The sequence below is a fragment of the Vulcanococcus limneticus LL genome (assembly GCF_943369875.1).
Classification (GTDB): domain Bacteria; phylum Cyanobacteriota; class Cyanobacteriia; order PCC-6307; family Cyanobiaceae; genus Vulcanococcus; species Vulcanococcus limneticus_A.
Genome location: NZ_CALROT020000005.1, coordinates 145,631 through 171,407 on the forward strand (window position 1 = coordinate 145,631; position 25,777 = coordinate 171,407).

Here is a 25,777-nt window from a genome sequence, read left to right on the forward strand (position 1 = left end):
GCTCAGCCGCCGCCCGGCAGCTTGCGGCGCAACTGCAGCGCCAGATCCCGCACCTCCGGAACGCCGGCCGCCGAGGCCACCAGGCCGTAGGCCAGCAGGCCCACGCCACTGGCGAAGGCGCACTCCACCAGGCGCCCCCAGAGGTTGGCGGGCCAGGCGATCCCCACCGACAGCCCCCAGGCCGCCAGGGCCCCCAGCAGGGCGGCGAGCAGCAGCAGCAGGCTGTCGCGGGCCCAGGCCCGCAGGGGCAGCCCCCCCAGCTGCTGCTGCAGGGCCAGCAGCAGGGCGAGGCAGGTGAACACGTTCACCGCCACGGTGGCCAGCACCAGCCCCGGCGCCCCGAAGTTCAGGGCCGGCAGCTGCAGCCCCCAGGGGGTCGGCCCGCCCACCAGCGTCCAGTCGAAGACCACGTTGAGGCCGATGCCGGCCACGGAGAAGCGGAACGGGGTGTTGGCATCCCCGAGGGCATAGAACACCCGCACCAGCACGTCACGGCCCAGATAGGCGGGCATGCCCACCCCGTAGGCCATCAGCAGCCCCCCCACCAGGGCCGCGGCGTTGGCATCGAAGGCGCCGCGCTCGTAGACCAGCGCCACGATCGGCCCGGCCAGGGCCACCATCAGGCCCCCGAGCGGCAGCATCGAGGCGCTGGAGAGCATCAGCCCCTGGCGGATGCGGCCGATCAGCTCCGGCCGGTCCTCGGGGGCGGTGAGCCGGGCGAACACCGGCAGCAGCGGCACCAGCAGGGCGTTGGAGAGCAGGCCCAGGGGCGTCTGCACCAGCAGGTTGGCGTAGCCCAGGCCCGCCGCCGCCCCCACGATCCCGGAGGCGAAGAACAGGTCGGTGAACACGTTGATCTGCAGCATCCCCGAGGAGAGGGTCGCCGGCCCCATCACCTGCAGCACCTCCTTGACGCCGGGGTGCTGCCAGTCCCAGACCAGCTGGAACTTGTGCAGGCCCTGCTTGGCCAGGGCCGGCAGCTGGATCAGCCACTGGAAGATCGCCCCCAGCAGCGTGGTGCCCGCCAGCACGGCGCCGCCGAGCACGGCCTTCTCCGGCAGGGCGATCGCCGGCCCCAGCTGCCACCAGAGAATCCCCAGGCCAGCGATCACCGCCACGCTGGAGAGCAGCGGGCTCACCGAGGGGAGCCAGAACTCATCGGCGGCGTTGAGGGCCCCGAAGCCCAGGCCGATCAGGCCGGCGAACAGGGCCATCGGCGCCATCCAGCGCAGCTCCAGCACGGCGATGGCGTGGCGCTGGCCGTCCAGCCCCGGCCCCACCAGGGTGATCAGCGGATCGGCGAACACGAACAGCAGCACGGTCACGCCGATCAGCGCCGCCCCCACCAGGGTGTTGATCGCCGCCAGCACGTGGGCCCCCTCCTCGCGGGGTCGGCGCGCCAGCACGCTCACCATGGCGCTGTGGAACGGACCGTTGATGCCCCCCAGCAGGATCAGCAGGAAGCCCGGCAGCACGTAGGCGTAGTTGTAGGCGTCGTAGGCCACCCCCACGCCGAAGGCGGCGGCGATCACCTGCTGGCGCACCAGCCCGGCCACCTTGCTCAGGGCCGTGGCCACCGCCACGATCAGGGCGATGCGGCGCAGCGATTGGGTCATCCGGGAGGCCCGCAGGCCCTCAGCTGCAGGGATTCTCCCCTCCACCCCCCACGGCAGCATGGGCGCACCGCCGGCCCCGCAGCCGGTCCTCCCCTGTGCCCGAGGCGCTGCCCTGCCGATGCCGACCAGCCCCGCCAGCGCCAGCTCCGGCACCAACCCCAGTGGCCAGCCCGTGGTGGTGCTGCCGCTGGAACCCCTGCGGGAGGGGGTGCTGCTCAAGCGCTACAAGCGCTTCCTGGCCGATGTGGAGCTCGACGACGGCGAGGTCGTGACGGCCCACTGCCCCAACACCGGGCCCATGACCGGCGTGCTGCATCCCGGCGGCCGGGTGCGGCTGCGCCATGCCCCCTCCCCCACCCGCAAGCTGGCCTGGACCTGGGAGCAGGCCGAAGTGCCCGGCGCCGATGGCCAGCCGATTTGGGTGGGCATCAACACGGCCCTGCCCAACCGGCTGGTGCGGGCCACGATCGAGGCCGGCCTGCTGGAGCCCTGGCTGGGCCCGATCGCCGCGATCAAGGCCGAAGTGGCCTACGGCCTGAACCGCCGCAGCCGCATCGACCTGCTGCTGAGCCCCCCCGCGGACGCGCCCGATCCGCGGCCGGTCTACGTGGAGGTGAAGAACACCACCTGGACCGCCGGCGACCTGGCCCTGTTCCCCGACACGGTGACCGAGCGCGGCCAGAAGCACCTGGAGGAACTGATGGGGGTGCTGCCCGAGGCGCGGGCGGTGCTGGTGCCCTGCCTGAGCCGCAGCGATGTGAGCCGCTTCGCCCCGGGCGACAGCGCCGATCCCCGCTACGGCGAGCTGTTCCGCCAGGCCCTGGCGGCAGGGGTGGAGGTGCTGCCCTGCGTCTACGACTTCAGCGACGAGGCGGTGTGCTGGCGGGGCCTGGCGGCGGTGCAGCCCCGGGCCTAGGCGGCCACGGGGGCACCCTGGAGCACCAGGCCCGCGGTCCGGGCATCGGCGCAGAGGCTGCCGATCGAGGCGGCGCTGAGGCGGACGCGGCCCTCGCAGACCAGGTCCCAGGTTTCAGGCTCGAAGTGGGTCTGGAGCCAGAGCAGACCGAGGGCCGAGGCCGGGAGCACCCGGAAGCCCGAGGAGAGCGGCGTGAGGGTGAGATCCATGGCGCGGGAAGGCAGCCGCAGGGGCCGACATCGGAATGCGCCCTATTCAGCCCCGGAGGCGCCCATCGCCGTGTAGCGATCACGACAGAGATCAGGACAGCGATCAAGACACCCTCGCCCCGCCGCACGGCCCCGGCGCACACCTGAGAGGGGTGCGCCGGGGCGGCAGGCCGTCGTCAGAGGGCGACGCGCTCCTGCTCGCTCTGCCGCACGGCGGCCGCCGCTTCGGCGAGGCGGTGGTGATACACGCTGCCGCGGTAGTGCAGCTCAAGGGCCGGATCCACAGGCTGCGCCGGATGCTGCAGGGACGCGCTGTAGTGATGGCCGCGATAGACGTGGTCGACGGACTGCGGGGACGCCGCCTGAGGGTGCTGACGGGTGGCGGGGTCGTAGGCCACGCCGCGGTAGCGGAGGGTGGTGGACATGGTTCCAGGCCTTGAAGGGTTGGCAGAGACACCGGCCCCGGGGGACCGGATCCGCTTCTCGGAAAGGGGCGTTGCTTCGCCGCGCGGTGGGCTACTTCCAATGGCCCGGGAGCCAGGGCCCAATGGCCCGATCCCGCAGTCCATCCAACGGTTTGTCCTTCAAATGCATAACTAGCTCCTCCTGTATGTTCGCAGCAAACATTTCCGCGCTTTCGTTACGGTCCGTAGCCCGTTGCGTAGCAGCGCGAACCCCGGCGGGGCGGAAGCGCCGGTCGGCGCCCCGCCGCCGAATCAGCAATCAGGAATTTGGTAGCAATCAGAACACTGCGGCTCCGGGCCTTGCCGGAGTCTTGCCGAGTTCGTGGGGCCGACACGCGTCTCCACCCCTGAGGATTCCCGACTCACCGATGTCCACTCCACAGCCCATTCCACGCCGCTCCAGCCCACGCAGGCTCCAGCAGGCGAGCCTGTTGGAGGCACCCTCCCTGCTGATGGGCCGCCTGCGGGGATTCTCCTCCCATCGCAGCCTCACCTGGCTCGCCTGCGTTCCCATTGCCTTGGCGGGCCTTGGGGTGTTCAACCTCGCGGCCCATGCGGCCGAGCTTCCGGAACTCACCCCGGCCTTTCTGGCCAACAACGGCTTCATCCTCTTCTGTGCGGCCCTGGTGATCTTCATGAACGCCGGCTTCGCCATGGTGGAGTCAGGGCTGTGCCGGCAGAAGAACGCCGTCAACATCCTCGCCAAGAACCTGATCGTCTTTGCCCTGGCGGCGACGGCCTACTGGTTCATCGGCTACAAGATCATGTACAACGCCGCCTGGGTGATTCCGGGCTGGCTCAAGTTCGGCGGCCTGTTCTTCGATCCCACCGTCACCCCCGAGATGGTGACCGAGGGCAAGCTGGTCCCGAGCGTTGACTTCCTGTTCCAGCTGGCCTTCGCCGGCACCGCCGCCACGATCGTGTCCGGCCTGGTGGCCGAGCGGATCAAGTTCGGGGAGTTCATCATTTTCTCCCTCATCCTCTGCGGCATCCTCTATCCGATCTCCGGCTCCTGGCAGTGGAACGTGGGTGAGGGCTGGCTCAACAAGCTGGGCTTCATCGACTTCGCCGGCTCCACCGTGGTGCACTCCTTCGGCGCCTGGGCCGGCCTGATCGGCGCCATGCTGCTCGGCCCGCGGATCGGCAAGTTCGTGGACGGCAAGCCCCAGGCGATCCCCGGCCACAACCTGGCCATCGCCACCCTGGGCTGCCTGATCCTCTGGCTCGGTTGGTATGGCTTCAACCCCGGCTCGATGCTGGCCCTGAATGAGCAGGTCCCCTACATCGCCGTCACCACCACCCTGGGGGGCGCCGGCGGCGGCATCTCGGCCACCCTGTTCAGCCAGTTCACTGGCGGCAAGCCCGACCTGAGCATGACCATCAACGGCATCCTGGCCGGACTGGTGGGTGTGACCGCCGGCTGCGACGGCTTCTCGATGCCGGCCGCCTGGGTGATCGGTTTCATCGCGGGCATCCTGGTGGTGTACTCCGTGGCCCTGGTCGACAAGCTGGGCATCGACGATCCCGTCGGAGCCTGGTCGGTGCATGGCACCTGCGGCATCTGGGGCACCCTGGCCGTGGGCCTGTTCAACCTCGACAAGGGCCTGTTCACCGGCCATGGCTTCACCCAGCTGGGCTACCAGATCGTGGGCGCCGTGGCGATCGGCCTCTTCTCGATCATCACCTCCTGGATCGCCTGGACGGTGATCGGCAAGATCTTCGGTGGCATCCGCGTCACCGAGCAGGAGGAGCTGGAGGGCCTGGATATCGGCGAGCACGGCATGGAGGCCTATCCCGATTTCGTCTCGGCCAGCAACTGAGCCTCAGCCATCGCCCGCACCAGCCCTCGGGCTGGATGCGGGCCATCCCCCCGGCCCATTTCGGGGGGCTTCCTTCCTCTGAGGGGGGTGGGCTGGCAAAGGATGACTCGTTTGCGGGCCATCCTTTGCCAGCCCAGGCTGGGTTTGGTACCGGTTGTTACCAGCCACAACCCTGCAGTCGGGGATGGTGTCCGGGCGAACCCCCTAGAGGTTGCCCCCAACGATGACCCATGTCCCCGTGGCGGGCGGTGGTCCTACCCCGCTCGCCGTTTTCGACCGCTTCCGCACCAAGGCCCTGGCCAAGGTCCAGGAGCCTGAGCTCAAGCGCTACGCCGTGATGATGCTGGCCTTCGGCGCCGCCCTGCTGCCGCTGATGGCAGGGTCCGCCAAGGCGGCTCTACAGAAGGTTCCCACCAACGGGGCCGACACCCTGCTGATGCTGATGGGCTCGGCCATGGTGCTGCTGATGACCCCCGGCCTCGCGTTCTTCTACGGCGGCTTCACCCGCGCCAAGAACGTGCTCAACACGATGATGATGAGCTTCTTCCTGATGGGGCTCATCGGCGTCGTCTGGGTGGTGATCGGCTACTCCCTCTCCTTCGACACCGGCTTCGGCAGCCCCTTCATCGGCGGCCTCGGCCAGATGTGGCTCAACGGCGTCGGCGGCGAGCTGGGCGACCAGCCCCTCGCCGATGGTTTCGCCATCTCGGCCACGTCCTTCGCCCTGTTCCAGGGGATGTTCGCGATCATCACGCCGGCGCTGATCTCCGGCGCCCTGGTCGAGCGCATCAACTTCAAGGCCTGGTTCTGGTTCTCCCTGCTCTGGAGCCTGTTCATCTACTGCCCCATGTGCAAGATGGTGTGGGGCGGCGGTTATCTTGGTCCGTTCGGTGAGATCGGCGCCATCGATTTCGCCGGTGGCACCGTGGTGCACATCGCCGCCGGTGTCGGTGCGCTCGTCGCCACGGCCATCGTGGGCCCCCGCACCAACTTCCCCGAGAGCAAGCGCCCGCCCCACAACGTGCCCTTCATCCTCCTGGGTGCCGGTCTGCTGTGGTTCGGCTGGTTCGGCTTCAACGGTGCCAGCTACTTCGCCGCATCGGCCGCAGGTCTCTCCTTCCTCACCACCACCTTCTCGGCCTCCACGGCCCTGCTCACCTGGTGCCTGATTGAGTGGTTCCGGGACGGAAAACCCACCGCCGTGGGAGCCGCCACCGGCGCCGTGGCTGGCCTGGTGGGCATCACCCCCGCCGCCGGCTTCGTCTACATGCCCCAGGCCATGGTGATCGGTGCGGCGACGGCCGCCGCCTGCTACATCGCGGTCCAGGTCAAGTCCGCCATCAAGTTCGACGACTCCCTGGATGCCTTTGCCGTCCACGGTGTCGGCGGTACGGTGGGGGCTCTGCTGACCGGCCTGCTCGCGGTACCGGCCCTGGTGCCGGCCGACTACTTCCCCAAGTCGGCGGAAATCCTGGCCAAGAGCGGCAACGCCGGCCTGTTTGTGGCCCACATCAAGGCCGTGCTGATCTCCTACGGCTTCGTGGGTATCGGCACCGCGATCATCCTCTGGATCGTGGGCGCCACCGTCGGTCTGCGCGTCACCCCTGAGGAGGAAGAGCGCGGTCTTGACTTCGTCGCCCACGGCGAAGAGGCATACGACCCCATGACCTACTGAGACCCCGATGAAACAGATCACAGCCGTGGTGCGTCCCTCCAAGGTGGACGCCATCAAGACCGCCCTCGTCGCCATCGACATCCTGGGCATGACCATCAACGACGTCCGAGGCTTCGGGCGTCAGAAGGGACAGATCGAGCGCTACCGCGGCAACGAGTTCACGGTGGAGTTCCTGCCCAAGGTGCGGATCAGCACCGTGGTGGCCGACGACAAGGTCGAAGCGGCCATCGCGGCGATCACCGAAGCCGCCCGCACGGGCGAAATCGGTGACGGCAAGATCTTCGTGACCCCCGTGGAGACGGCCATCCGCATCCGCACCGGGGACCGCGGCGAAACGGCCCTCTGACGCCGTTCCCCAACGCAAACGGAGCACCCCCCAGCCCCCCGGCCTCAACGCCGGGGGGCTTTCCCATGGGCCCAGAGCCCCCAGGGGCCCCATAGAGTTGCCTCCACCGTGCTCTACCGCCGTGGATACCCGCGCGTTCAAGCGATCCCTCCACCACTCGGATCGCTACAACCGCCGCGGCTTCGGCCGGGCCGACGAGGTGGCAGGCAGCCTGGAGCAGGCCTACCAGAGCGACCTGATCGCCAGCATCCGCGAGAACGGCTACGAACTGCGCCACGGCCGCCTCAGCGTCAAGCTGGCCGAGGCCTTCGGCTTCTGCTGGGGTGTGGAGCGGGCCGTGGCCATGGCCTACGAGACGCGCCGCCACTACCCCACCGAGCGGATCTGGATCACCAACGAGATCATCCACAACCCCTCGGTGAACCATCACCTGCGCGAGATGAACGTGCTGTTCATCTCCGTGGAAGACGGCGTGAAGGACTTCTCCGAAGTGGCCAGCGGCGATGTGGTGATCCTGCCGGCCTTCGGCGCCACCGTGCAGGAGATGCAGCTGCTCAACGAGCGCGGCTGCCACATCGTGGACACCACCTGTCCCTGGGTGTCCAAGGTGTGGAACACCGTGGAGAAGCACAAGAAGCACGCCTTCACCTCGATCATCCACGGCAAGGTGAAGCACGAGGAGACGCTCGCCACCAGCTCCTTCGCCGGCACCTATCTGGTGGTGCTGGATCTGGCCGAGGCCCAGATGGTGAGCGACTACATCCTGGCCGGCGCCGAGGCCGCCGATCCCGCCAGCCGAACCGCCGACCGCGAGGCGTTCATGGACCGCTTCGCCAAGGCCTGCTCCCCCGGCTTCGATCCCGACCGGGACCTGGTGCGGGTGGGCGTCGCCAACCAGACCACCATGCTCAAGAGCGAAACCGAGGAGATCGGGCGGCTGTTCGAGCGCACCATGCTGCAGCGCTTCGGCCCCACCCAACTGAACGAGCACTTCCTGGCCTTCAACACCATCTGCGACGCCACCCAGGAGCGCCAGGACGCCATGTTCGCCCTGGTGGATGAGCCCCTGGATCTGATGGTGGTGATCGGCGGCTACAACTCCTCCAACACCACCCACCTGCAGGAGATCGCCGTGAGCCGCGGCATCCGCTCCTTCCACATCGACACCCCCGAGCGCATCGGCCCGGGCAACCGCATCGAGCACATGCCCCTCGGTGGCGATCTGGAGACGGTGGAGCCCTTCCTGCCCGAGGGGCCCCTGCGGGTGGGCATCACCTCCGGCGCCTCCACCCCCGATCGGGTGGTGGAGGACGTGATCCGTCAGCTGATGGCCCTGAGCGACGCCTGAGCGCCCCTCCGGAGCCCACGCCACCAGGTGGGCAGCCCCTTCCCCGCACCCCTCCAATCCGCCGCCGCTGTCACAACGGCTGCGACCGCCCCTCCAGGCCGCCGTTACATTGGTTGATCTCCCTCGCCTGAGCAGCGATCGGACCCTTCGGAGCGCGTTGACCCCTTCCCTCACCAGTGCCGCTCCCGACACCGAGCTGCTGGGGCCCCTGCGCTCCAGCGGCGATCCCCGGGTGCGCTGCTACCGCAGCCAGTTCGCCGATCTGATGGAGATGCGGGCCGAGCCGGCCCTGGTGGCCGGCTATCTGGATCGGCATGAGGGCTGGTTCCGGCGCTGCGCGGCGCCGATGCAGGTGAGCGGGCTCGGGCCCAACGGCTACCAGCTCACCCTCGGCCGGTTCGGCAACTTCGGCTTCGAGGTGGAGCCCACCATCGGCCTGGAACTGCTGCCCCAGAGCCAGGGGGTGTACCGCATCGTCACGGTGCCGCCCGAGCGCTTCCAGGCAAGCCTGCAGGAGCTCTACGACGTGGGCTTCAACGCGGCCCTGCGGCTCGACCAGCCGGGGGGAGCGGCTGAAGGCGAGGCCAGCGGCCTCACGCTGGTGCGCTGGGAGCTGGATCTGAGCGTGTGGATCCGCCTGCCGGCCGTGATCGGCCTGCTGCCCGAAAACCTGGTGCAGAGCAGCGGCGACCACCTGCTGCGCCAGATCGTGCGTCAGATCTCGCGCCGGCTCACCTGGAAGGTCCAAGAGGACTTCCACGCCACCCACGGCCTGGACTGCCCGCCGCGGCGGCGGGCGCAGTTCTGAGCGAGGCCGCCCGTTCGCGGCCTGCCGCGGCGCTCAGGCCGGGCGGTTCTCCCAGATCTTGTTGAGGATCTGCAGGCCGGTGACCGCCTGCCACAGGAACAGGGTCATTACACTCATGTTCAGGCCCACGTGGACCTTGCGGGCGATCAGGTTGCCCTGCTGCATCAGGGGCGAGAGGGCGGCGGCCAGCACCAGCAGGACCGTCATGGCGATGCCCACCAGCAGGTGGGGCCCCACGAACAGCTTGCCGTTGTTCAGGTAGGTGACGGCCATGCCGCCGAAGGTGCCGAGCACCATCACCGCCAGCACCGCGCTGCCGAACAGGTAATGGCGTTTGGCGAACTGGCCCTTGATCAGGTCCTTGCGGGTCTCGGCGTCGGCTGTGCGGGTCTTCTTGGCCTTGATGCCCAGCAGCATGGCGTAGCCGCTCAGGGCCAGCAGCCCCCACATCGCCAGCGGGTGCAGAAAGTTGAGGTTGAAGGCGAGGGCGTCCGGCATGGGGCGCAGGCGAGCGGCGAAGGCTGTGAAGCTACTGCCGGCCCGCACCCGGTCGCCGTTCAGGGCACCGCCGCCGGGCCTCTCAGTGCAGGAAGTGGCGGCGGCCGGTGACCACCATCGCCAGGCCCAGCTCGTCGCAGGCCTGGATCGACTCGGCATCGCGCACGCTGCCGCCCGGCTGGATCACGGCGCCGATGCCGTGGCTGGCCGCCAGGCGCACGCTGTCGTCGAAGGGGAAGAAGCCATCGCTGGCCAGCACGGCGCCCCGGGCCCGCTCGCCGGCGGCCTCGAGGGCCAGGCGGGCGGAGCCCACGCGGTTCATCTGGCCGGCGCCGATGCCGAGGCTCTGGCCGGCCTTGGCCACGGTGATGGCGTTGGAGCGCACGTGGCGCACCAGGCGCCAGGCGAAGCGCAGGTCTTCGAGTTCCTGGGCGCTGGGCTGGCGCTGGCTCACCACCTGCCAGGCGCTCTCATCCACCGGCTGATCATCGAGCTCCTGCACCAGCACGCCGCCGAGCACGCTGCGCAGCTGCCGGCGCGATGCCCGCGCGATCGCCTCGGTGGGCAGCTCCAGCAGGCGCAGGTTGGCCTTGGCGGCCAGGGCCTCGCGGGCCTCCGGGCTGAAGGAGGGCGCCACCACGCACTCCAGGAACAGGCTGGTGAGCTGGGCGGCGGTGGCGCCATCCACGGCCCCGTTGATCGCCACGATGCCGCCGAAGGCCGAGACCCGGTCGGCGTCGAGGGCCCGCTGCAGGGCGTCGGAGCTGTGGCTGCCGGTGGCCACGCCGCAGGGGTTGGTGTGCTTCACCACCACGGCGGCAGGCTGGAACCGATGGGAGCCGGCCCCCACGCCGCCGTAGCCGAACTCGCGCACGGTGGCGAGGGCCGCCTCCAGATCGATCAGGTTGTTGTAGCTGAGCTCCTTGCCCTGGAGCTGGACGCCGCCGGAAAGACCCGCGCCGGGCTCGGCGAACCAGGTGGCGCTCTGGTGGGGGTTCTCGCCATAGCGCAGGGTCTGCTTGGCGGGCAGATCCAGGCTCAGGCGCTCAGCGTCCCCGGTTTCGGCCTCGCCCAGCTGAGCCGCCAGCCAGGTGCTGATGGCGGTGTCGTACTCGGCGGTGTGGCTGAAGGCCTCCAGGGCCAGGCGACGGCGCAGCTCAGACGTGATGGCGCCGGCCTTCAGGGCCTCGAGGAAGGAGCCGTACTGGCCGGGGTCGGTCAGCACCGCCACGTCGGCGTGGTTCTTGGCGGCGGCGCGCACCATGGCCGGCCCGCCGATGTCGATGTTCTCGATGGCCGCCTCCCAGGTCACATCCGGGGCGGCGATGGTCTCGCGGAAGGGGTAGAGGTTCACCACCACCACATCGATCGGGGCGATGCCCTGGGCCTGCAGATCCGCCTGGTGGGAGGGCTCGGAGCGCTTGGCCAGGATGCCGCCGTGGATGCGGGGGTGCAGGGTCTTGACCCGGCCCCCCAGGATCTCAGGGGCGCCGGTGTGGTCCGCCACCTTGGTCACGGGCAGTCCGGCGGCGGCCAGGGCCGCCGCGGTGCCGCCGCTGGAGATCAGCTGGTAGCCCGCCGCCAGCAGCCCCTGGGCCAGCGGCACCAGTCCCTCTTTGTTCGACACACTCAGGAGGGCCGTGGGCGCCATGGCTGCAGCAGCGGTTCTGGGGCCAACCTACGCAGCGGGAGCGGCCCTGCCCCCCACCCACCACCCGCGCCAGAGCCGATGGTCAGCACCCCCAGTTCCGCGTTTCCCCCTGCCGGGGGGCCCGGCCCCGACGCCGACCGGATCACGCTCGGCCCAGCCGACGCCGAGCAGCGGCTGGTGCTGCTGCACGGCTGGGGAGCCGATGCCGACGACCTGCTGGATCTGGCCGAGCTGCTGGTGGATCCCCGGGTGAGCGTGGTGGCGCTGCGGGCCCCGGAGCCGCACCCCTACGGCGCCGGGCGCCAGTGGTACGACCTGCAGCCGATCGACTGGGACCAGCTGCCCGCCGCCCGCCGCGCCCTGCGCGAGCGACTGGAGGCTCTGGGGGCCAGCGTGCCGCTGGAGCGCACGGTGCTGCTGGGCTTCTCCCAGGGCGGCGCCATGGCCCTCGATGCCGGCAGCGCCCTGCCCCTGGCCGGCCTGGTGGCCTGCAGCAGCTATCCCCACCCGGACTGGCAGCCCCGGCCCCCGCTCTGCCCGGTGCTGCTCAGCCACGGCGAGCAGGATCCGGTGGTGCCCTTCGAGGCCAGCCGGGAGCTGCAGCGGCGGCTGGCGGAGGCGGGCCAGGCGGCCCAGCTGCTGGCCTTCCCCGGGGGCCACACGATCGACGCCGGGGCCCTGCCGGCGATCCGCCAGTTCGTGCAGGCGTGCCTGGGGGCCGCCGATCCGGCGGCCTGAGCGCGGCCACCGCGGCGTCCAGGCCATCGGTGCGGCACGCCCATGAAAAAGCCGGCTCCTTGCGGGGCCGGCCAGGGGTGCGTGAGGGCGAGACAGCCGACCAGGAGCCGCTCAGCCAACGATGGGCACAGGCCCGATCAGACGAAGGCGTATTCGTACTCCTCCATTTCCTCCCAGTCGTCGGCGGCCATGGACTCCAGGCCGGCGAACAGGGTCTCCTCGCCAATGCGATCGACGATGGCGCGCAGGGAGGGGAACAGGAAGTGGTTCTCCTCGGCGTACTGGGCGCTGAACAGGCCCTTCTCGCCCCAGAAGAAGCGATCGGTGGTGTGCTCGTTGCGACGCACGTTCAGCAGCGCCGGCGGCACGATGGTCTGCTCGGCGATGTAGCGACGGGCAGCGGTGACGGGCTTGTGGTCGCCGGTTTCGATGTTGTGGGTCACCACATGGGCCAGAACCCGCTGGCCCGCCAGACGACGGCGACTGATCCGCTTGCGCTTCTTGGACATGGAGTGAAGCTCCCCGTGGGGAGGCTGAGAAACGGAGGAATGGGGACGGCTGTGTCGGGGAGGAGCGCAGCGGTCGGCAAGGGTCGGCATGTCGCAGGTGCGGCAGCCGGAGTCGGCAACGCCCATACGTCGGGCAACCGGGAGCGGGGTCCCAGCCGAGGGACTGCAGGCAGGGGGCCTGCGGGCAGAGCCTCGGAGCAACGGCGCGATCCACAGCGGGGCGCCCGCATCAGGAGGGCCCGTGGGGCCTGCCTGAGGTGGAGCATCCGAGCTGGGGGACCACAGACGCGGGCGGCAGCGATGTGCAAGCACACCGTGGAGCCGCCCGGCAGCAGGGGACGAGACTTCTCCTGCTGTAGCCTTGTTTGCAGAAAACTGCAAGCTGGGCCATCGGGTCGACGCCTCGAGACCCGCTCCCGGGCCGCGAGGTAGTGGTCGATACAGGCATCTTAAGACTTTTTCCCGGATTTCGAACGCGGATCCCGAAACTTTTCGAGATCAGGGCCGAGGCCCCGCTCTGAACACCGCCCCAGATGCAAGTCTCCAAGCGGTTTCTGGCCCTGCTGGACCAGCAGCTTGCCCAGTTCACCGATCGTCCGGATCTGCTGGCCCTGGTGGTCTACCTGGCGCTGCCGGGCGAGAACGGCAAGCCGTCGCTGGTGCCGATCGGCCAGTGGCCGCGCCAGCCGGCCCTGCCGGCGCCGCCCACGCCTGGCGCCAGCGGCGGCAGCACCGTCAGCCCTGATGCCGGTGTCGAGCTGGGGGAGGCCCGGCGCTGGCTGGCCCTGCGCGACGACCGCCTGCTGCTGGGGGCCCTGCGGGTGGACGCGGACCGCTGGCCCTGGCCCCGGGATCTGGGGGATCGGCTCGACGCCACCGCCCGCTGCCTCACCGAGGCCCTGCGGCTCGACCTGGAGCAGCAGCGCCTGGGCCGGGAGCTGGACCGCCGCGACGAACAGCTGCGGCTTCTGGTGCACCAGCTGCGCAACCCCCTGGCGGCCCTGCGCACCTTCGGTCAGCTGCTGCTGCGGCGCCTGGAGGGGGATCCCGGCAACCGCACCCTGGTGGACCAGCTGCTGGGCGAACAGCGGCAGCTGAACCGCTACGTGGATGCCATCGACCTGCTGGCGGCCCCGGCCGTGGAACCGGCCCCGGCCCCCGGCGCCCTGATCGCCGCCGCCCCCGAAGGCACGCGCCTGCTGCTGCCCGCCGGCCTCGCGGGCGAGGCCCCCGCGTCGCTGCAAGCCATCCTCACGCCGCTGCTGGAGCGGGCCAGCGCCACCGCCAGCCTGCAGGGACGGCCCTGGCACGGCCCCGCCGCCCTTCCCAGCTGGCGGGGCGATGGCGGCGCCGTGGGCGAGATCGTGGCCAACCTGCTGGAGAACGCCTTCCGCTACAGCCCCGCCGGCAGCGCCGTGGGGCTGCACTGCAGCGCCTCGGGCAGCCGGGCACCCGAGGGGGCCCAGGCGCCGCTGAGCCTCACGGTGTGGGACGGCGGCCCGGCCATCCCGGTGCTGGAGCGGGAGGCGATCTTCCAGCGGGGGGTGCGCGGCAGCACCGGCCAGGGGCTCAGCGGCAGCGGCCTGGGGCTGGCGCTGGCCCGGGACCTGGCCCGCGGCCTGGGCGGCGAGCTCAGCCTGGTGGTGCCGCCGGCGGCCGTGGATCCAGCCCTGCCGTCCGAGGGCAATGCCTTCCAGCTGAGCCTGCCCGGGCCCTGACGCGGGCCTGCCCCCGGCAGGGCGCCCCAGCGCAATCACCCCGGCAGCAGCCGCGCCAGGGCGAACAACAGCAGGCTCCAGCTGGTGGTCCACTCCACGCAGGCGCCGTAGCTGTCGCCGCTGTGGCCGCCCAGGCGCCGCCCCAGCCGCCAGGGCACCAGCAGGGCCGGCAGCAGCCCCAGCCAGCCCTGCCACCACCAGCCACCTGGGGCCCAGGCCAGGGCCGCGGCCGTGAGCGGCCCCAGCAGCAGCGCGGCCGGCAGCAGCTCGGGCCCCAGGCCTCGCCAGTGGCGGCGGTGGAAACCGGCCGTGCCCGCGGCGACGCCGACGGAGCCCGGCCCCGCGGGATCCCGCAAGGCTGGATCCCGCAGATAGGGGAACGCCTGCATCGCCACCAGCGGCGCGATCCGGCCCCACACCGCCGCCCAGGCCAGCCCCCAGGGGGCCGCCGCCGCCAGCATCGCCAGGCCGGCCACCCGCAGCAGCAGCAGCTGGACCATGGCCTGCACGCCGCTGGCCCCGACCCGGCTGTCGTCCATGGCCTCCAGGCAGCGCTCGCGGCCGGCGGCCAGGCCATCGGCGGTGTCCATGGCGCCATCGAGGTGCAGGCCGCCGCTGATCCAGAGGCCGAGGGCCAGCACCAGGGCCACCTGGGCCAGCAGCGGCAGCCGCCCCTCGCCGGCGGCCCAGAGCAGGGCCTCCAGGGCGCCGATCATCAGGCCGATCCAGGGGGCGAAGCGGGCGATGCGCTCAAAGCGGGGCCGCAGCCCCGGCGGCAGGGGCAGCACCGAATAGAACACCCAGGCTCCCGCCAGGTCCGCCAGCCAGGACGGCGCGCTGGGCTGGGTGGATCGGGCCATGGGGCGCGGGGGCCGAGGGTGTGCGGGAATCCTGCCGCGACCGGCACCTAGGGTCGCGGCAGACCCTGCCCCCGGCCGGCCCCTTGAGCGCGAGCGGCACCACCACCCCCGACGGCGCCGCCACTCCGGGCCCCGCAGGCGCCAGCAGCGCACCAGCCGCCCCGCCGGCCTCCAGCCCCGGCGACGCGGCCTTCCCCTTCACGGTCACGGCCCAGTGCCCCCGCACCCGGGCCCGCTGCGGCTGCTTCCACACCCCCCACGGGGTGGTCACCACGCCGCGCTTCATGCCGGTGGGCACCCTGGCCACGGTGAAGGGGGTCACGGCGTCCCAGCTGCGGGACACCGGGGCCCAGATGGTGCTCTCCAACACCTATCACCTGCATCTGCAACCCGGTGAGCAGATCGTGGCCGACGCCGGCGGACTGCACCGCTTCATGGGCTGGGACGGCCCGATGCTCACCGATTCCGGCGGCTTCCAGGTGTTCAGCCTCGGGGCCATCAACACCATCAACGACCGGGGCGTGGTGTTCCGCTCCCCCCGCGATGGGGCCCGGATCGACCTCACCCCCGAGCGCTCGATGGCGATCCAGATGGCCCTGGGGGCCGACGTGGCCATGGCCTTCGACCAGTGCCCCCCCTACCCCGCCAGCGAGGCCGATGTGGCCGCCGCCTGCCGCCGCACCCACAGCTGGCTGGAGCGCTGCATCGCCAGCCACTCCAGGGCCGACCAGGCCCTGTTCGGCATCGTGCAGGGGGGCTGCTTCCCGGCGCTGCGGGAGGAATCGGCCCGGGTGGTGGCCTCGATGGGCCTGCCGGGGATCGCGGTGGGCGGGGTGAGCGTGGGCGAGCCGGCCGAGGAGATGCACCGGATCGTGCGCCAGGTGGGGCCGCTGCTACCGGAAGCGGTGCCCCACTACCTGATGGGGGTGGGCACCCTGCGGGAGATGGCCATCGCCGTGGCCAACGGCTTCGACCTCTTTGATTGCGTGATCCCCACCCGCCTGGGGCGCCACGGCGCGGCCCTGGTGGGCGGCGAGCGCTGGAACCTCAAGAACGCCCGCTTCCGCCATGACCACACCCCCATGGATGCGAGCTGCCCGTGCCCGGCCTGCAGCCAGCACACCCGGGCCTACCTGCACCACCTGATCAAAACCGAGGAGATGCTCGGCAAGATCCTGCTGAGCCTGCACAACATCACCCAGCTGGTGCGCTTCACCACGGCCATGGGCCGGGCGATCCAGGACGGCTGTTTTGCAGAGGATTTCGCTCCCTGGGAACCGGATTCCCCAGCCGCCCACACGTGGTAGCGTCCGCCTCACGCTCAGTGAATTCCGGGATGGCCGCCTACGCCCTGCAGACCCTGGCCCAGCTCCCCGAGGCCTACCAGGCCTTCGGTCCCCTGGTGGACATCCTGCCGATCATCCCCCTGTTCTTCCTGCTACTGGCCTTCGTGTGGCAGGCCTCCGTCGGCTTCCGCTGAGCCGCCAGGGCCCCTGCCAGACAACCGATCCGGCCACGACCTCCGGGTGTTCAGCCCAGGTTGATGGGCGATGCGAGTTGAGGAGCAAGCCGAGGCGACGCTGATCGTTCCGGTCCGTCGATTCCGCCTAATCAACGCAGGCTCTCCAGAAGGAGAACCCCCGACCTGAATCTCCCCAGCGGTGCGGCCCCCAGCCCACCGCTTTTTTCGTGGCCGCCGCCAGAGGCTCGCCTCAACCGCGCCGCAGCACCTCCCAGGCGAAGGCCGGTAGCGCCAGCATCCGCCGCCAGCGGCTGGGTTCCTGGATCAGGCGATAGAGCCACTCGATCTGCAGGCGACCCATCCAGGCCGGGGCCCGCTGCTTGCTGCCCGCCCACACGTCGAAGCTGCCGCCCACGCCCATCCACAGGCCCGGCTGGCCCTGGTGCAGGCGCTGGATCCAGGTCTCCTGGCGGGGCACCCCCAGGGCCGCCAGCACCAGGTCGGGGCGGAGGCCGCACAGTTCGGCCTCCAGGCCGGGCCAGAGGGCGGGATCCTGGTAGCCGTGCAGGGTGAGCACCAGATCCAGGCCCGGGATCTCGGCGGCGAGGCGCTCCCGCAGGCTGGCCATCACCTCGGGGCTGGCGCCCACCAGGGCCACCCGCCAGCCGTGGCGGGCGCCGTACTCCAGCAAGGCACGGGCCAGCTCGATGCCGGGGCTGCGCCGCACCCGGTAGCCCTGGCGGGCCAGGGCCCAGACCACGCCGGCGCCGTCGGGGATCACCAGCTCGGCGGCGGCGATGGCGGCCCCCAGCTCCGGATTGGCCCGGGCCGCCATGGTCATCTCGGCGTTGAGGGTCACGATCTGGCCGCCGCCGCGCTGCTTGAGCTCCAGGGCCGCAGCGAAGACGTTGGCGGAGACCGCCACCGGCACCCCCAGCACCGGGGTGACCCGCCAGGACCGCGCCTCCCCTGCTGCCCCCCCGCTGGCGGAGCCAGTGCCCTGAGCTGCACTGGAGCCGCTGCCCACCCCGGAGCCGTTGGTCGCCATGGATGCCATCTGCCGGTCAGGCCGCGCGGGAGAATCTATGGCCGGCCCACCGCCAAGCTGCGCCCCCTGGCCACCCGCGCCCCCCGGTCCTCCGCGCCATGACCCCCACCAGCGCCTCCCTGCCCGCCCCGCTGGCCCCAGGCGAGGCGGCACCGCTCCCGCCTCTCGCCAGCGGCGCCGACGCCCCCCGCCAGCTGGCCGAGGCCGAGGCCCGCCGCGTGCTAGAGCAGCTCGACGCCCAGATCGAGCGGGTGGTGCTGCAGCGCCAGCACCCGATCACCGGCCTGCTGCCCGCCAGCACCGCCCACACGGTGCACGGCAACTACGGCGACGCCTGGGTGCGCGACTGCGTCTATTCGATCCAGTGCGTCTGGGGGCTGGCCCTGGCCCACCGGCGCCTGGACGGGCCCACGACCCGCGTGTTCGAGCTGGAGCAGCGGGTGCTGCAGCTGATGCGCGGCCTGCTCAACGCCATGCTGCGCCAGGCCGCCAAGGTGGAGCGCTTCAAGCACAGCCTGGCGCCGCTTGATGCCCTTCACGCCAAGTACGACACCGGGTCCGGCAACCCGGTGGTGCCCGACGACGGCTGGGGGCACCTGCAGCTGGATGCCACGGCCCTCTACCTGCTGCAGCTGGCGCAGCTGACCCGCTCCGGCCTGGTGGTGGTGCACAGCGCCCACGAGCGCGACTTCCTCCAGAACCTGGTGTACTACGTGGCCCGGGCCTACCGGGTGGCCGACTACGGCATCTGGGAGCGGGGCGACAAGGGCAACCACGGCCTGCCGGAGCGCAACGCCAGCTCGATCGGCCTGGTGAAGGCGGCCCTGGAAGCCCTCGACGGCCTTGATCTCTACGGCCCCCACGGCGACGGCCGCAGCCGCCTGCACATCCCCCACGACGCGATCGTGCGCCTGCGCCGGGCCCTGAATAGCCTGCTGCCGCGCGAGTCGGCCAGCAAGGAAGTCGATGCGGCCTGCCTGTCGGTGATCGGCTACCCGGCCTGGGCCGTGGAGGAACCGGGCCTGGTGGAGCGCACCCGCGCCAAGATCCGCCGCGAGCTGGGGGGCCCCTACGGCTACAAGCGCTTCCGCCGCGATGGCCACCAGACCGTCGTCGAGGACCACACCCGGCTGCACTACGAGCGGGAGGAGCTGGCCCAGTTCGAGGGGATCGAGTGCGAGTGGCCGCTGTTCCTGGCCTACGAGCTGATCACCGCCTGCTGCGAGGAGCGCTGGGGGGAGGCCTGGATCTGGAAGGCCCGCCTCGACAAGCTGGCGGTGCCCGTGGAGGGCGTGCCGCTGCTGCCCGAGCTCTACCGGGTGCCGGAGACCGCCATCGCCGCCGAGCGCCGCCACCCGGGCAGCCAGCCGCGGGTGCCCAACGAGAACGTGCCCCTGCTCTGGACCCAGAGCCTGAGCTGGCTCGCGGAGCTGCTGCTCCAAGGGCTGCTGCTGCCGGAGGATCTCGATCCCAGCGGCCGGCGCCTGGGGGCCAGCCTCGGGGCCGAACGGGTGCTGGTGGCCCTGGTGCCCGCCACGGCCGCCATCGCCGAGCAGCTGACCGCCTCCGGGCTGCCGGTGACCCAGCCGGACGCCGCCGGCGACAGGCTGCGGGTGGTGCCCTCCCGCGACCTGGCCGAGCGCATGGCGGCGGTGGGCACCAACCCCCGGCTGGGGCTCAGCGGCCATCCGCCCGTGCGGATGGAGAGCATGACCACCGCCCGTCTCTACCGCCAGGGCGAGGAGCTGCTGGCGGTGCTGCCGGCGGTGCTGGAGGAGGACACCTTCTACCTCTCCGACGACCCGGAGCAGCTGGTGGATGCGGTGGCCACCGAGGTGAGCCAGCTGCAGCGCCACTGGCGCGGCGGCGGCGCGCCGCTGCTGCTGATCCCGGTGGCGGAGCCTCCGTTCCGCCGCAATCCGGAGACGATCCTGCGGCTGGGCCAGCAGCTGCGCAGCGGGCACCTGGAGGGCGTGCCGGTGCAGCTCGCCCCCCTGGCCGAGCTGCAGGATCAGGCGGTGTGGGTGGACCTGCCCGCCGCCGCTGGCCTGCCCCAGCCGCCGCGGGAGCCCGATGCCCGGCCGCTGCTGCGCACCAGCACCAGCGTGGCGCCGCTCACGGCGGCCGAGGAACAGGAGCTGGAGGAGATCCCCATCAGCGACCTGGCTGAGCGCCTCTGGCGCAGCACCTCGCTGCCGGAGCAGGCGGAACTGCTGGAGCAGCTGGTGCGGCGCCTGGGGCCGGAGGCCCAGCTGCAGGGCCCCGGCGCCCGGGCGAGCCTGCAGGCCCTGCTCGATGAGATCTACCGCCGCGCCCTGGCCGAGGGCGACTGGAACGTGGTGCGCCGCTGCGCCGGCTCCCTGGGCCTGATCCACCCCCAGCTGGAGGATGCCCTCACCGACCTGCTGGTGCGCCAGAAGCAGGTGGTGGTGGGACGCAACTACACCAACGAGTCGCTGATCAGCCAGCCCCAGGGCAGCGCCGCGATCGCCGCCATGATCCAGCGCTTCAGCGGCGAGGACGGCCGGGAGTGGATGCTGCAGCAGGAGCTGCTGCTGGCCCTCGACGGCCTGGCGCGCCAGGAGCCGGCCCTGCTCAGCGGCAGCCTCACCCTGCAGCTGGGGCAGCTGCTGCTGCTGCTCACCAGCGAACTGGCGGGGGAGCGGGATCTGGCGCCCGATGAGGCCTTCGAGGCCCTCTGCGACCTGCCCCCCCACGCGATCCGCCGCCAGTTGCGGCAGGTGATCGCGGACGTTGAGCACGCCAAGGCGGCCCTGCAGCGCAAGGAGCAGCTACACGTGAGCGGCCGGGTGCGCTGGGAGGTGCCCGATCCCCTCGACGAGCTGCCCCGCGGCAACTGCTGGCTGCAGCACCGCCAGCGGCTCGGCGCCCTGCAGCAGGTGCCGCGCGACTTCTACCCCGGCATCTGGGATCTGCTGCACCACTGCCGCGGCCTGGTGATCGGCGACAAGCTGGAGCGCCGCAACCGGCTGGAGAGCGCGCCGCTGCTGAGTGAGAAGACGCCGGGCGAGCGCAACTTCGCCAGCCTGGTGGAGCACCTGCTCAGCAAGATCGAGGCCGCCGAATACCGCCAGCTCTGCAGCGAGACCCTGGTGACCCTGATGGCCTTCGTGGGCGCCAACCCCCAGGTGCACTTCAACGACTACCTGGCCCTCGACGTGGTGATCGGCCACGCGGTGCGGGTCGGCTGGGAGCAGGAGCACCCGCAGCAGCCGCGGGATCTCTATCCCCTGCACAAGGCCGAGGCCTGGGACCGCTTCTACCACTCCTCGCCGGCCCTGTGCCGCCGCTGGCAGCTGCAGGCCCTGCGGGAGCTGGCGGAGGCCGGGTAACGCCACGGCCGGCGGCACCCAGGGGGCTCAGATGGGGGTGTCGAGGGTCATGCAGAGGGTGGGCTGCTCCACGCACTGCTCGATCAGGTCGGCCAGCAGCAGGGCGCGGGTGGCCTGGGGGCCATCCACCGCCGGCTGCTCCTCGCCCCGCACGCACTGCAGGAAGTGCTCCAGCTCGGCCACCAGCGGATCCACCGGCGAGGTGCTCACCTCCTCGATGAAGCCGTCGTTGCGGTAGAGCAGCTCGCCGTGGTCGGCGCTGAAGGAGAGGTTGGAGCGGCGGTGGATCTGCAGGCTGCGGTTGAGGAAGTCGGTCTCCACCAGGCTGCCGCGGCAGTGGGCGCTGAGGCTGCGGATCTTGCGGTGGGCCATCTTGCTGGCCGTGAGGCTGGCCACCACCCCGTTGGCGAAGCCCAGGGTGGCGTTCACGTAGTCGATCGGGCCCTCGGCGCTGCGGCCACCCGCCGCCGCCAGGCGCACCACCGGTGCGGCGGCCAGCTCCAGCACCAGGTCGATGTCGTGGATCATCAGGTCCAGCACCACCGACACGTCGTTGGCGCGGTCGGGGTTGGGACTGTGGCGGCGCGCCTCCAGCACCACCACCTCCTCATTGGCCACCACCTTCACCAGCTCGCGGAAGGCGGGGTTGAAGCGCTCGATGTGACCCACCTGCAGCAGCCGGCCGGCGGCATCGGCGGCGCCGATCAGATCGGCCGCCTCCTCCTGGCTGGCGGCGATCGGCTTCTCGATCAGCACGTGCACGCCCGCCTGCAGGCAGGTCAGGCCCACCCGGTGGTGCAGCAGGGTGGGCACGGCGATGCACACCGCCTCCACCTCCGGCAGCATCGCCTCGTAGGAGGGGAACCAGCGGCAGCCGAACTGTTCCACGGCCAGCTGACCGCGCGCGGTGTCGGGGTCGGCGACGCCCACGAGCTCGGCGTCGCGCAGCAGCCGCAGCACCCGGGCGTGGTGCCACCCCATGTTACCGATGCCGATGACACCAACGCGGACGGGCTTCATGGCGTTGGTCTCTAGGCGATCGGAATTATCGACGATCAGGCGACCTCCTCGGCGCTGCGGCGGGTGATCTGAACCCGATCGATGCGCGGCCCGTCCATCGCCGTGATCACGAACTGGTGGCCCTTCCAGCGCAGGCTCTCGCCGGAGCTGGGGATGTGCTGCAGCCGCTCCAGCAGGAAGCCGGCCAGGGTGTGGTGGCCATCGGCCTCGGGCAGCTGCAGCCCCAGCTGGCGGTTCAGCTCGAAGATCTCCAGATCACCCGCCACCAGCCAGCTGTCGTCCTGGAGCTGCTGCAGGTCGTCCTCGTCGCCCTCCGGGTCGTCCTCGTCACCCACGATCTCGCCGGTGAGGTCGGCCACGGTCACCAGGCCCTCGGTGCCGCCGTGCTCATCCACCACCACCAGCAGGGGCTGGCCGCTGCGGATCAGGGGCAGCAGCTCCGCCAGCGAGGCCGTCTCCTGCACCCGCGGCACGGGTGTCACGTAGGGGGCCAGGGGCGAGTCGCTCTGCAGCAGGCCGCGGGCGATCGGTTCGGCCAGGCGGCGCAGGTCGAGAACGCCGCGCACGTCGTCGAGGGAGCTGCCGATCACCGGGAAGCGGGCGTGGTGGGTGGTGTGCACCGCCTCCATCAGCTGGGAGAAACGCACGTCCAGCGGCAGGGTCACCATGCCGGAGCGGGGCACCATCACCTCGCGCACCTGGGTGTCCCGCAGGGAGAACACCCCCTCGAGAATGCTGCGCTCATCGGGCATCAGGCCGGTGACCCCGCCGGTCTCGATCAGGGTCTCCAGCTCGCCGGCGGAGAGGGCCGGCACCAGTTCATCCCAGTTGCGCGGCAGGCCCAGCAGCCGCAGCAGGCCGTCGCCGAGGCGCTCCAGCACCAGTAGCAGGGGCGCCAGGCTGCGGCTCACGGCCTCCAGCAGGGGGGCCAGCCGCAGGGCCGAGGCCTCGGGACGGTGCAGCACCCAGGCCTTGGGCACCAGGCCGCCCACCAGGGTGGCCAGCACCACCAGCACCAGGAACACCGCCAGATCGATCCAGGGCCGCTGCACCGTGGGATCGAGGCGCACCACCAGGCCCCGGCCCAGCCAGCCCAGGGCCATCAGCGCCAGGGCACTGCCCAGCTGGGTGGCCACCAGGGCCCGCCGCAGCCGGTGCTGCAGCCGGGCCACCGCCCTGGCACCGGGATGGCCATCGGCCTGGAGCTGCTGCACCCGGCTGGGGCGCAGCCGGATCAGGGCGAATTCACCGGCCGCGAAGAACGCCAGCAGAAGCAGCAGGGCCGCCAGGGCCAGATAGCGCATGGAGTGGCGGGCGGCGCGGGGTCAGGGCCGAACTGTAGGCAGGGGACCCAGGGCCAGCCGGCGGCGGGCAGAACGACGCGCTCCGATGGGGGTCGCGGGGATCGAACCCGCCTTAGGCGAATTATGAGTTCGCTGCATTCACCAGATTGCTAGACCCCCGGCGCCGGGGTTCTACCACAGGCCGCGGACGGGGGTGTAGTAGGTGGTGGGCTGGGCCATGGGTTCCGGCGCGGGGGCCATACAGCCCCCCTGGGCCAGGCCGGTGCAGAAGCCGTTGGACACATCGGCGGTGCGCCAGGGCACGGGGGTGCTCTGCTGCTCCAGCATCACCCGGGCGGTGTTGCCAATGGCCGAGCCGTCCCAGACGATCGTCTGGTCGGGGAAGCCGAGACCCATCACCCTGGTGCCATCGCCACCACCCATGGCAATCCCGAGGATGTCGGTGATCTGGTGGGTGATATCGACGCCGCGGGCGAAGGGAGCGGTGTAGGAGAAGAAGCGACTCTCCACCATCTGGGAGGTGGTGGTCACGGGGCCACAGCGGGTGACCTCCACGGGGGCAACGGACCCGGCCTGGTAGCCGCCGGATCCCGCCAGCGGGGCCTCCAGGGAGGTGCTGCAGACCACCGGACCGGCCTCGGCGCTGGGCGGCTGGGCCAGACAGAGGCTGCCCACACAGGCGGCGGCGGCCAGGGCCGAGGCCAGCGGCAGCCCCCTCGGCAGCCCAGGGGTGCGGGGCATGACGCGGGCCATGACAGAGACATCCTGATGTAGGCGCAAACTAGACAACCTCTCCCCGCTTTGCCAGAGGCACCGGCCCATGGTTGTGACCCCGGCCCCGATCCAGCCCCTGCCGCAGCCCCTGCCGGCCGGTGCCGTGGAGCAGCGCCAGCTGTTGCTGCAACTGCTGGCCGAGCGCGCCTACCGCCACGGCCAGTTCACCCTGGCCTCGGGCCGCAGCAGCGACCACTACGTGAACTGCAAGCCGGTGAGCCTCAGCGGCGTGGGCCTGGCGCTGCTGGCGGCCCGGATGCTCGAGCTGGTGGAGCCGCAGGCGGTGGCCGTAGCCGGCCTCACCCTCGGCGCCGACCCGCTGGTGAGTGGCGTGGCCCAGGCCGCCGCCCTGGCGGGCCGCCAGCTCGATGCCCTGATCGTGCGCAAGGAAGCCAAGGGCCACGGCACCGGCGCCTGGCTGGAGGGCCCGCTGCCGGCGGCCGGCAGCCGCATCACCGTGCTCGAGGACGTGGTGACCACCGGCGGCTCCTCGCTCAAGGCCGTGCGGCAGCTGCGCGAGGCGGGCTACGTGGTGGAGCGGGTGGTGACGATCGTGGACCGCCAGGAGGGCGGCCTGGAGGCCATGACCGCCGCGGGTCTGGAGCTGCAGAGCCTGTTCCTGCTGGAGGAGGTGGCCGCCACGGCGGCCGCGGCCAACGCCGCAGCAGCCGGTGCCGCCAGCACCGCCGTCGCCGGCGCGGCCCAGGCATGAGCACCGCCGCCCGCTGGTCCAGTGCCGTCAGCCTGATCCGGCTGGAGGGGGCGGACACGCGCCGGTTCCTGCACGGCCAGAGCAGCCAGGCGATCGAGCAGGCCCGTCCGGGCGACTGCCTGGCCACCTGCCTGATCAGCCCCACCGCCCGCCTGCGCGGCCTGGCCCTGGTGCTGGTGCACGAGGGCAGCGCCGAGCTGGTGCTGCTGGCCGGCGAGGCCGCGGCGATCCACCAGGCGCTGGATCGGGTGCTATTCCCCGCCGACCAGGTGCGGCTGGAGCCCCCCCAGCCGGCCACCCTGGTGCGGCTGCTGGGCTCCACGCCCCCTGGCACTGGCCAGCTCCTGCACCCGGCGGTGGACCTCGGCGGCGGCGCCGGCCAGCCCGTGCTGCTGCTGCGCAGCGGTGAGGCCCTGCCGGCCTGGGCCGAAGCCCTGCCCGAACTGACGCCGCTGGAGGCGGAACAGCGGCGCCTGCGCCACGGCATCCCCACGGCCCCCGGCGAACTCAACGACGACACCAACCCCTTCGAGCTGGGGCTGGCCCCCTGGGTGAGCCTCAGCAAGGGCTGCTACGTGGGCCAGGAGACCCTGGCCAAGCTGGCCAGCACCGGCGGGGTGAAGCAGCAGTTGCGGCACTGGAGCTGGCGGGCTGACGCGCCCGGCCCCGCCGGCCCTGCGGCGGCCGACGACCTGAGCCCCGGCACCCCCCTGCGCACGACGGCCGGCGAGCGGGCCGGCTCGATCACCTCGGTGCTGCGCACTCCCCAGGGCGCCGAGGGCCTGGCCCTGGTCCGCCGCCAGGCCCTCGGCGAGGCCCAGCTGCTGGCCGGCGCTGACGGTCGGCCCCTGGAGATCCGGATGCCCGCAGGCTTTGTGGAGCCCCCGGCGGCGGCGGCCAAGCCAAGCCTCTGAGGGGCCCGGGGCCG

Annotated in this window: 24 protein-coding genes and 1 tRNA gene; 13 read left to right on the top strand and 12 right to left on the bottom strand. The window is 71.6% G+C overall.

Features of this window, described 5'->3' with window-relative positions:
• Nucleotides 1-2 precede the first annotated feature (2 nt).
• The gene (gene murJ, locus ACLV7J_RS07810; RefSeq protein WP_411868531.1) at nucleotides 3-1,616 is read right to left on the bottom strand and encodes a murein biosynthesis integral membrane protein MurJ; all 1,614 of its coding nucleotides are present in this window, start codon (nucleotides 1,614-1,616) and stop codon (nucleotides 3-5) included.
• 118 nt (nucleotides 1,617-1,734) lie between these two features.
• On the opposite strand from murJ, the gene sfsA reads away from it, so the two are divergent.
• A complete protein-coding gene (gene sfsA / locus ACLV7J_RS07815) occupies nucleotides 1,735-2,532 on the top strand; it encodes a DNA/RNA nuclease SfsA (RefSeq protein WP_411868532.1) in 798 nt (265 codons plus the stop codon).
• Here sfsA and ACLV7J_RS07820 read toward each other — a convergent pair.
• A complete protein-coding gene (locus ACLV7J_RS07820) occupies nucleotides 2,529-2,741 on the bottom strand; it encodes a hypothetical protein (RefSeq protein ID WP_411868533.1) in 213 nt (70 codons plus the stop codon). The two genes, sfsA and ACLV7J_RS07820, sit on opposite strands and share 4 nt — an antisense overlap.
• Nucleotides 2,742-2,917: 176 nt before the next feature.
• A complete protein-coding gene (locus ACLV7J_RS07825) occupies nucleotides 2,918-3,166 on the bottom strand; it encodes a DUF4278 domain-containing protein (protein ID WP_411868534.1) in 249 nt (82 codons plus the stop codon).
• Nucleotides 3,167-3,573: 407 nt separating this feature from the next.
• Here ACLV7J_RS07825 and ACLV7J_RS07830 point away from each other — a divergent pair, with 407 nt between their 5' ends.
• The 5 genes from ACLV7J_RS07830 to ACLV7J_RS07850 all read left to right on the top strand — a co-directional run bounded on the left by ACLV7J_RS07830 (nucleotide 3,574) and on the right by ACLV7J_RS07850 (nucleotide 9,202).
• Nucleotides 3,574-5,025 carry an ammonium transporter gene (locus ACLV7J_RS07830; protein WP_411868535.1) on the top strand — a complete coding sequence of 484 codons (1,452 nt, stop codon included), beginning with the start codon at nucleotides 3,574-3,576 and terminating at the stop codon, nucleotides 5,023-5,025.
• A gap of 223 nt (nucleotides 5,026-5,248) precedes the next feature.
• Nucleotides 5,249-6,700, top strand: coding sequence for an ammonium transporter (locus ACLV7J_RS07835; RefSeq protein WP_411868536.1), 1,452 nt, complete (start codon nucleotides 5,249-5,251; stop codon nucleotides 6,698-6,700).
• 7 nt (nucleotides 6,701-6,707) lie between these two features.
• Nucleotides 6,708-7,046, top strand: coding sequence for a P-II family nitrogen regulator (locus tag ACLV7J_RS07840; RefSeq protein ID WP_411868537.1), 339 nt, complete (start codon nucleotides 6,708-6,710; stop codon nucleotides 7,044-7,046).
• A gap of 121 nt (nucleotides 7,047-7,167) precedes the next feature.
• Nucleotides 7,168-8,394, top strand: a complete 1,227-nt coding sequence (locus ACLV7J_RS07845) for a 4-hydroxy-3-methylbut-2-enyl diphosphate reductase (RefSeq protein ID WP_411868538.1) — start codon at nucleotides 7,168-7,170, stop codon at nucleotides 8,392-8,394.
• 157 nt (nucleotides 8,395-8,551) lie between these two features.
• A complete protein-coding gene (locus ACLV7J_RS07850; RefSeq protein WP_411868539.1) occupies nucleotides 8,552-9,202 on the top strand; it encodes a DUF1997 domain-containing protein in 651 nt (216 codons plus the stop codon).
• A 33-nt stretch (nucleotides 9,203-9,235) separates the two neighbouring features.
• Here ACLV7J_RS07850 and ACLV7J_RS07855 read toward each other — a convergent pair whose 3' ends face one another.
• Nucleotides 9,236-9,700 carry a DUF4079 domain-containing protein gene (locus ACLV7J_RS07855; protein ID WP_411868540.1) on the bottom strand — a complete coding sequence of 155 codons (465 nt, stop codon included), beginning with the start codon at nucleotides 9,698-9,700 and terminating at the stop codon, nucleotides 9,236-9,238.
• 82 nt (nucleotides 9,701-9,782) lie between these two features.
• The gene (purH, locus tag ACLV7J_RS07860; RefSeq protein WP_411868541.1) at nucleotides 9,783-11,351 is read right to left on the bottom strand and encodes a bifunctional phosphoribosylaminoimidazolecarboxamide formyltransferase/IMP cyclohydrolase; all 1,569 of its coding nucleotides are present in this window, start codon (nucleotides 11,349-11,351) and stop codon (nucleotides 9,783-9,785) included.
• Between the two features lie 78 nt (nucleotides 11,352-11,429).
• Between purH and ACLV7J_RS07865 the strand changes: the two genes are divergently transcribed.
• Entirely contained in the window at nucleotides 11,430-12,089 is a 660-nt protein-coding gene (locus tag ACLV7J_RS07865; RefSeq protein WP_411868542.1) for an alpha/beta hydrolase, read from the top strand.
• A 137-nt stretch (nucleotides 12,090-12,226) separates the two neighbouring features.
• On the opposite strand, the gene ACLV7J_RS07870 is transcribed toward ACLV7J_RS07865, so the two are convergent.
• Nucleotides 12,227-12,598, bottom strand: a complete 372-nt coding sequence (locus tag ACLV7J_RS07870) for a DUF3155 domain-containing protein (protein ID WP_411868543.1) — start codon at nucleotides 12,596-12,598, stop codon at nucleotides 12,227-12,229.
• A gap of 533 nt (nucleotides 12,599-13,131) precedes the next feature.
• On the opposite strand from ACLV7J_RS07870, the gene ACLV7J_RS07875 reads away from it, so the two are divergent.
• Nucleotides 13,132-14,316 (top strand): sensor histidine kinase, encoded by a 1,185-nt coding sequence (locus ACLV7J_RS07875; RefSeq protein ID WP_411868544.1) that lies wholly within the window; start codon nucleotides 13,132-13,134, stop codon nucleotides 14,314-14,316.
• Between the two features lie 35 nt (nucleotides 14,317-14,351).
• On the opposite strand, the gene ACLV7J_RS07880 is transcribed toward ACLV7J_RS07875, so the two are convergent.
• A complete protein-coding gene (locus tag ACLV7J_RS07880; RefSeq protein ID WP_411868545.1) occupies nucleotides 14,352-15,176 on the bottom strand; it encodes an adenosylcobinamide-GDP ribazoletransferase in 825 nt (274 codons plus the stop codon).
• A gap of 83 nt (nucleotides 15,177-15,259) precedes the next feature.
• Here ACLV7J_RS07880 and tgt point away from each other — a divergent pair, with 83 nt between their 5' ends.
• On the top strand, nucleotides 15,260-16,483 hold the full coding sequence (gene tgt / locus ACLV7J_RS07885) for a tRNA guanosine(34) transglycosylase Tgt (protein ID WP_411868546.1): 1,224 nt from the start codon (nucleotides 15,260-15,262) through the stop codon (nucleotides 16,481-16,483).
• 29 nt (nucleotides 16,484-16,512) lie between these two features.
• Nucleotides 16,513-16,656 (top strand): photosystem II reaction center protein K, encoded by a 144-nt coding sequence (locus ACLV7J_RS07890; RefSeq protein ID WP_094589924.1) that lies wholly within the window; start codon nucleotides 16,513-16,515, stop codon nucleotides 16,654-16,656.
• Between the two features lie 232 nt (nucleotides 16,657-16,888).
• Here the strand turns inward: ACLV7J_RS07890 and ACLV7J_RS07895 are convergent, their stop codons facing one another.
• Complete coding sequence (locus tag ACLV7J_RS07895; protein ID WP_411868595.1) at nucleotides 16,889-17,578, bottom strand: WecB/TagA/CpsF family glycosyltransferase; 690 nt, start codon at nucleotides 17,576-17,578, stop codon at nucleotides 16,889-16,891.
• A gap of 206 nt (nucleotides 17,579-17,784) precedes the next feature.
• On the opposite strand from ACLV7J_RS07895, the gene ACLV7J_RS07900 reads away from it, so the two are divergent.
• The gene (locus ACLV7J_RS07900) at nucleotides 17,785-21,039 is read left to right on the top strand and encodes a glycoside hydrolase family 15 protein (protein WP_411868547.1); all 3,255 of its coding nucleotides are present in this window, start codon (nucleotides 17,785-17,787) and stop codon (nucleotides 21,037-21,039) included.
• A gap of 27 nt (nucleotides 21,040-21,066) precedes the next feature.
• Here the strand turns inward: ACLV7J_RS07900 and ACLV7J_RS07905 are convergent, their stop codons facing one another.
• The 4 genes from ACLV7J_RS07905 to ACLV7J_RS07920 all read right to left on the bottom strand — a co-directional run bounded on the left by ACLV7J_RS07905 (nucleotide 21,067) and on the right by ACLV7J_RS07920 (nucleotide 24,104).
• Nucleotides 21,067-22,059 carry a Gfo/Idh/MocA family oxidoreductase gene (locus ACLV7J_RS07905; RefSeq protein WP_411868548.1) on the bottom strand — a complete coding sequence of 331 codons (993 nt, stop codon included), beginning with the start codon at nucleotides 22,057-22,059 and terminating at the stop codon, nucleotides 21,067-21,069.
• A gap of 35 nt (nucleotides 22,060-22,094) precedes the next feature.
• Nucleotides 22,095-23,363 carry a hemolysin family protein gene (locus ACLV7J_RS07910; protein WP_411868549.1) on the bottom strand — a complete coding sequence of 423 codons (1,269 nt, stop codon included), beginning with the start codon at nucleotides 23,361-23,363 and terminating at the stop codon, nucleotides 22,095-22,097.
• Nucleotides 23,364-23,449: 86 nt separating this feature from the next.
• A tRNA-Ile gene (locus ACLV7J_RS07915) sits at nucleotides 23,450-23,522 on the bottom strand.
• A 12-nt stretch (nucleotides 23,523-23,534) separates the two neighbouring features.
• Nucleotides 23,535-24,104 carry an Occludin/ELL family protein gene (locus tag ACLV7J_RS07920; protein WP_411868550.1) on the bottom strand — a complete coding sequence of 190 codons (570 nt, stop codon included), beginning with the start codon at nucleotides 24,102-24,104 and terminating at the stop codon, nucleotides 23,535-23,537.
• Between the two features lie 79 nt (nucleotides 24,105-24,183).
• On the opposite strand from ACLV7J_RS07920, the gene pyrE reads away from it, so the two are divergent.
• Both pyrE and ACLV7J_RS07930 read left to right on the top strand, forming a co-directional pair.
• The gene (pyrE, locus tag ACLV7J_RS07925; protein WP_411868551.1) at nucleotides 24,184-24,849 is read left to right on the top strand and encodes an orotate phosphoribosyltransferase; all 666 of its coding nucleotides are present in this window, start codon (nucleotides 24,184-24,186) and stop codon (nucleotides 24,847-24,849) included.
• Nucleotides 24,846-25,763, top strand: coding sequence for a YgfZ/GcvT domain-containing protein (locus ACLV7J_RS07930; RefSeq protein WP_411868552.1), 918 nt, complete (start codon nucleotides 24,846-24,848; stop codon nucleotides 25,761-25,763). The genes pyrE and ACLV7J_RS07930 overlap by 4 nt, the downstream gene beginning before the upstream one ends.
• The last annotated feature ends 14 nt before the right edge of the window (nucleotides 25,764-25,777 follow it).

Excerpts from the sequence above, each read along its gene's own strand:
- murJ (WP_411868531.1), bottom strand. The coding sequence starts at position 1,616 with ATGACCCAATCGCTGCGCCGCATCGCCCTGATCGTGGCGGTGGCCACG.
- sfsA (WP_411868532.1), top strand. The coding sequence starts at position 1,735 with ATGCCGACCAGCCCCGCCAGCGCCAGCTCCGGCACCAACCCCAGTGGC.
- ACLV7J_RS07820 (WP_411868533.1), bottom strand. The coding sequence starts at position 2,741 with ATGGATCTCACCCTCACGCCGCTCTCCTCGGGCTTCCGGGTGCTCCCG.
- ACLV7J_RS07825 (WP_411868534.1), bottom strand. The coding sequence starts at position 3,166 with ATGTCCACCACCCTCCGCTACCGCGGCGTGGCCTACGACCCCGCCACC.
- ACLV7J_RS07830 (WP_411868535.1), top strand. The coding sequence starts at position 3,574 with ATGTCCACTCCACAGCCCATTCCACGCCGCTCCAGCCCACGCAGGCTC.
- ACLV7J_RS07835 (WP_411868536.1), top strand. The coding sequence starts at position 5,249 with ATGACCCATGTCCCCGTGGCGGGCGGTGGTCCTACCCCGCTCGCCGTT.
- ACLV7J_RS07840 (WP_411868537.1), top strand. The coding sequence starts at position 6,708 with ATGAAACAGATCACAGCCGTGGTGCGTCCCTCCAAGGTGGACGCCATC.
- ACLV7J_RS07855 (WP_411868540.1), bottom strand. The coding sequence starts at position 9,700 with ATGCCGGACGCCCTCGCCTTCAACCTCAACTTTCTGCACCCGCTGGCG.
- purH (WP_411868541.1), bottom strand. The coding sequence starts at position 11,351 with ATGGCGCCCACGGCCCTCCTGAGTGTGTCGAACAAAGAGGGACTGGTG.
- ACLV7J_RS07865 (WP_411868542.1), top strand. The coding sequence starts at position 11,430 with ATGGTCAGCACCCCCAGTTCCGCGTTTCCCCCTGCCGGGGGGCCCGGC.
- ACLV7J_RS07870 (WP_411868543.1), bottom strand. The coding sequence starts at position 12,598 with ATGTCCAAGAAGCGCAAGCGGATCAGTCGCCGTCGTCTGGCGGGCCAG.
- ACLV7J_RS07875 (WP_411868544.1), top strand. The coding sequence starts at position 13,132 with ATGCAAGTCTCCAAGCGGTTTCTGGCCCTGCTGGACCAGCAGCTTGCC.
- ACLV7J_RS07880 (WP_411868545.1), bottom strand. The coding sequence starts at position 15,176 with ATGGCCCGATCCACCCAGCCCAGCGCGCCGTCCTGGCTGGCGGACCTG.
- ACLV7J_RS07890 (WP_094589924.1), top strand. The coding sequence starts at position 16,513 with ATGGCCGCCTACGCCCTGCAGACCCTGGCCCAGCTCCCCGAGGCCTAC.
- ACLV7J_RS07900 (WP_411868547.1), top strand. The coding sequence starts at position 17,785 with ATGACCCCCACCAGCGCCTCCCTGCCCGCCCCGCTGGCCCCAGGCGAG.
- ACLV7J_RS07905 (WP_411868548.1), bottom strand. The coding sequence starts at position 22,059 with ATGAAGCCCGTCCGCGTTGGTGTCATCGGCATCGGTAACATGGGGTGG.
- ACLV7J_RS07910 (WP_411868549.1), bottom strand. The coding sequence starts at position 23,363 with ATGCGCTATCTGGCCCTGGCGGCCCTGCTGCTTCTGCTGGCGTTCTTC.
- ACLV7J_RS07920 (WP_411868550.1), bottom strand. The coding sequence starts at position 24,104 with ATGCCCCGCACCCCTGGGCTGCCGAGGGGGCTGCCGCTGGCCTCGGCC.
- pyrE (WP_411868551.1), top strand. The coding sequence starts at position 24,184 with ATGGTTGTGACCCCGGCCCCGATCCAGCCCCTGCCGCAGCCCCTGCCG.
- ACLV7J_RS07930 (WP_411868552.1), top strand. The coding sequence starts at position 24,846 with ATGAGCACCGCCGCCCGCTGGTCCAGTGCCGTCAGCCTGATCCGGCTG.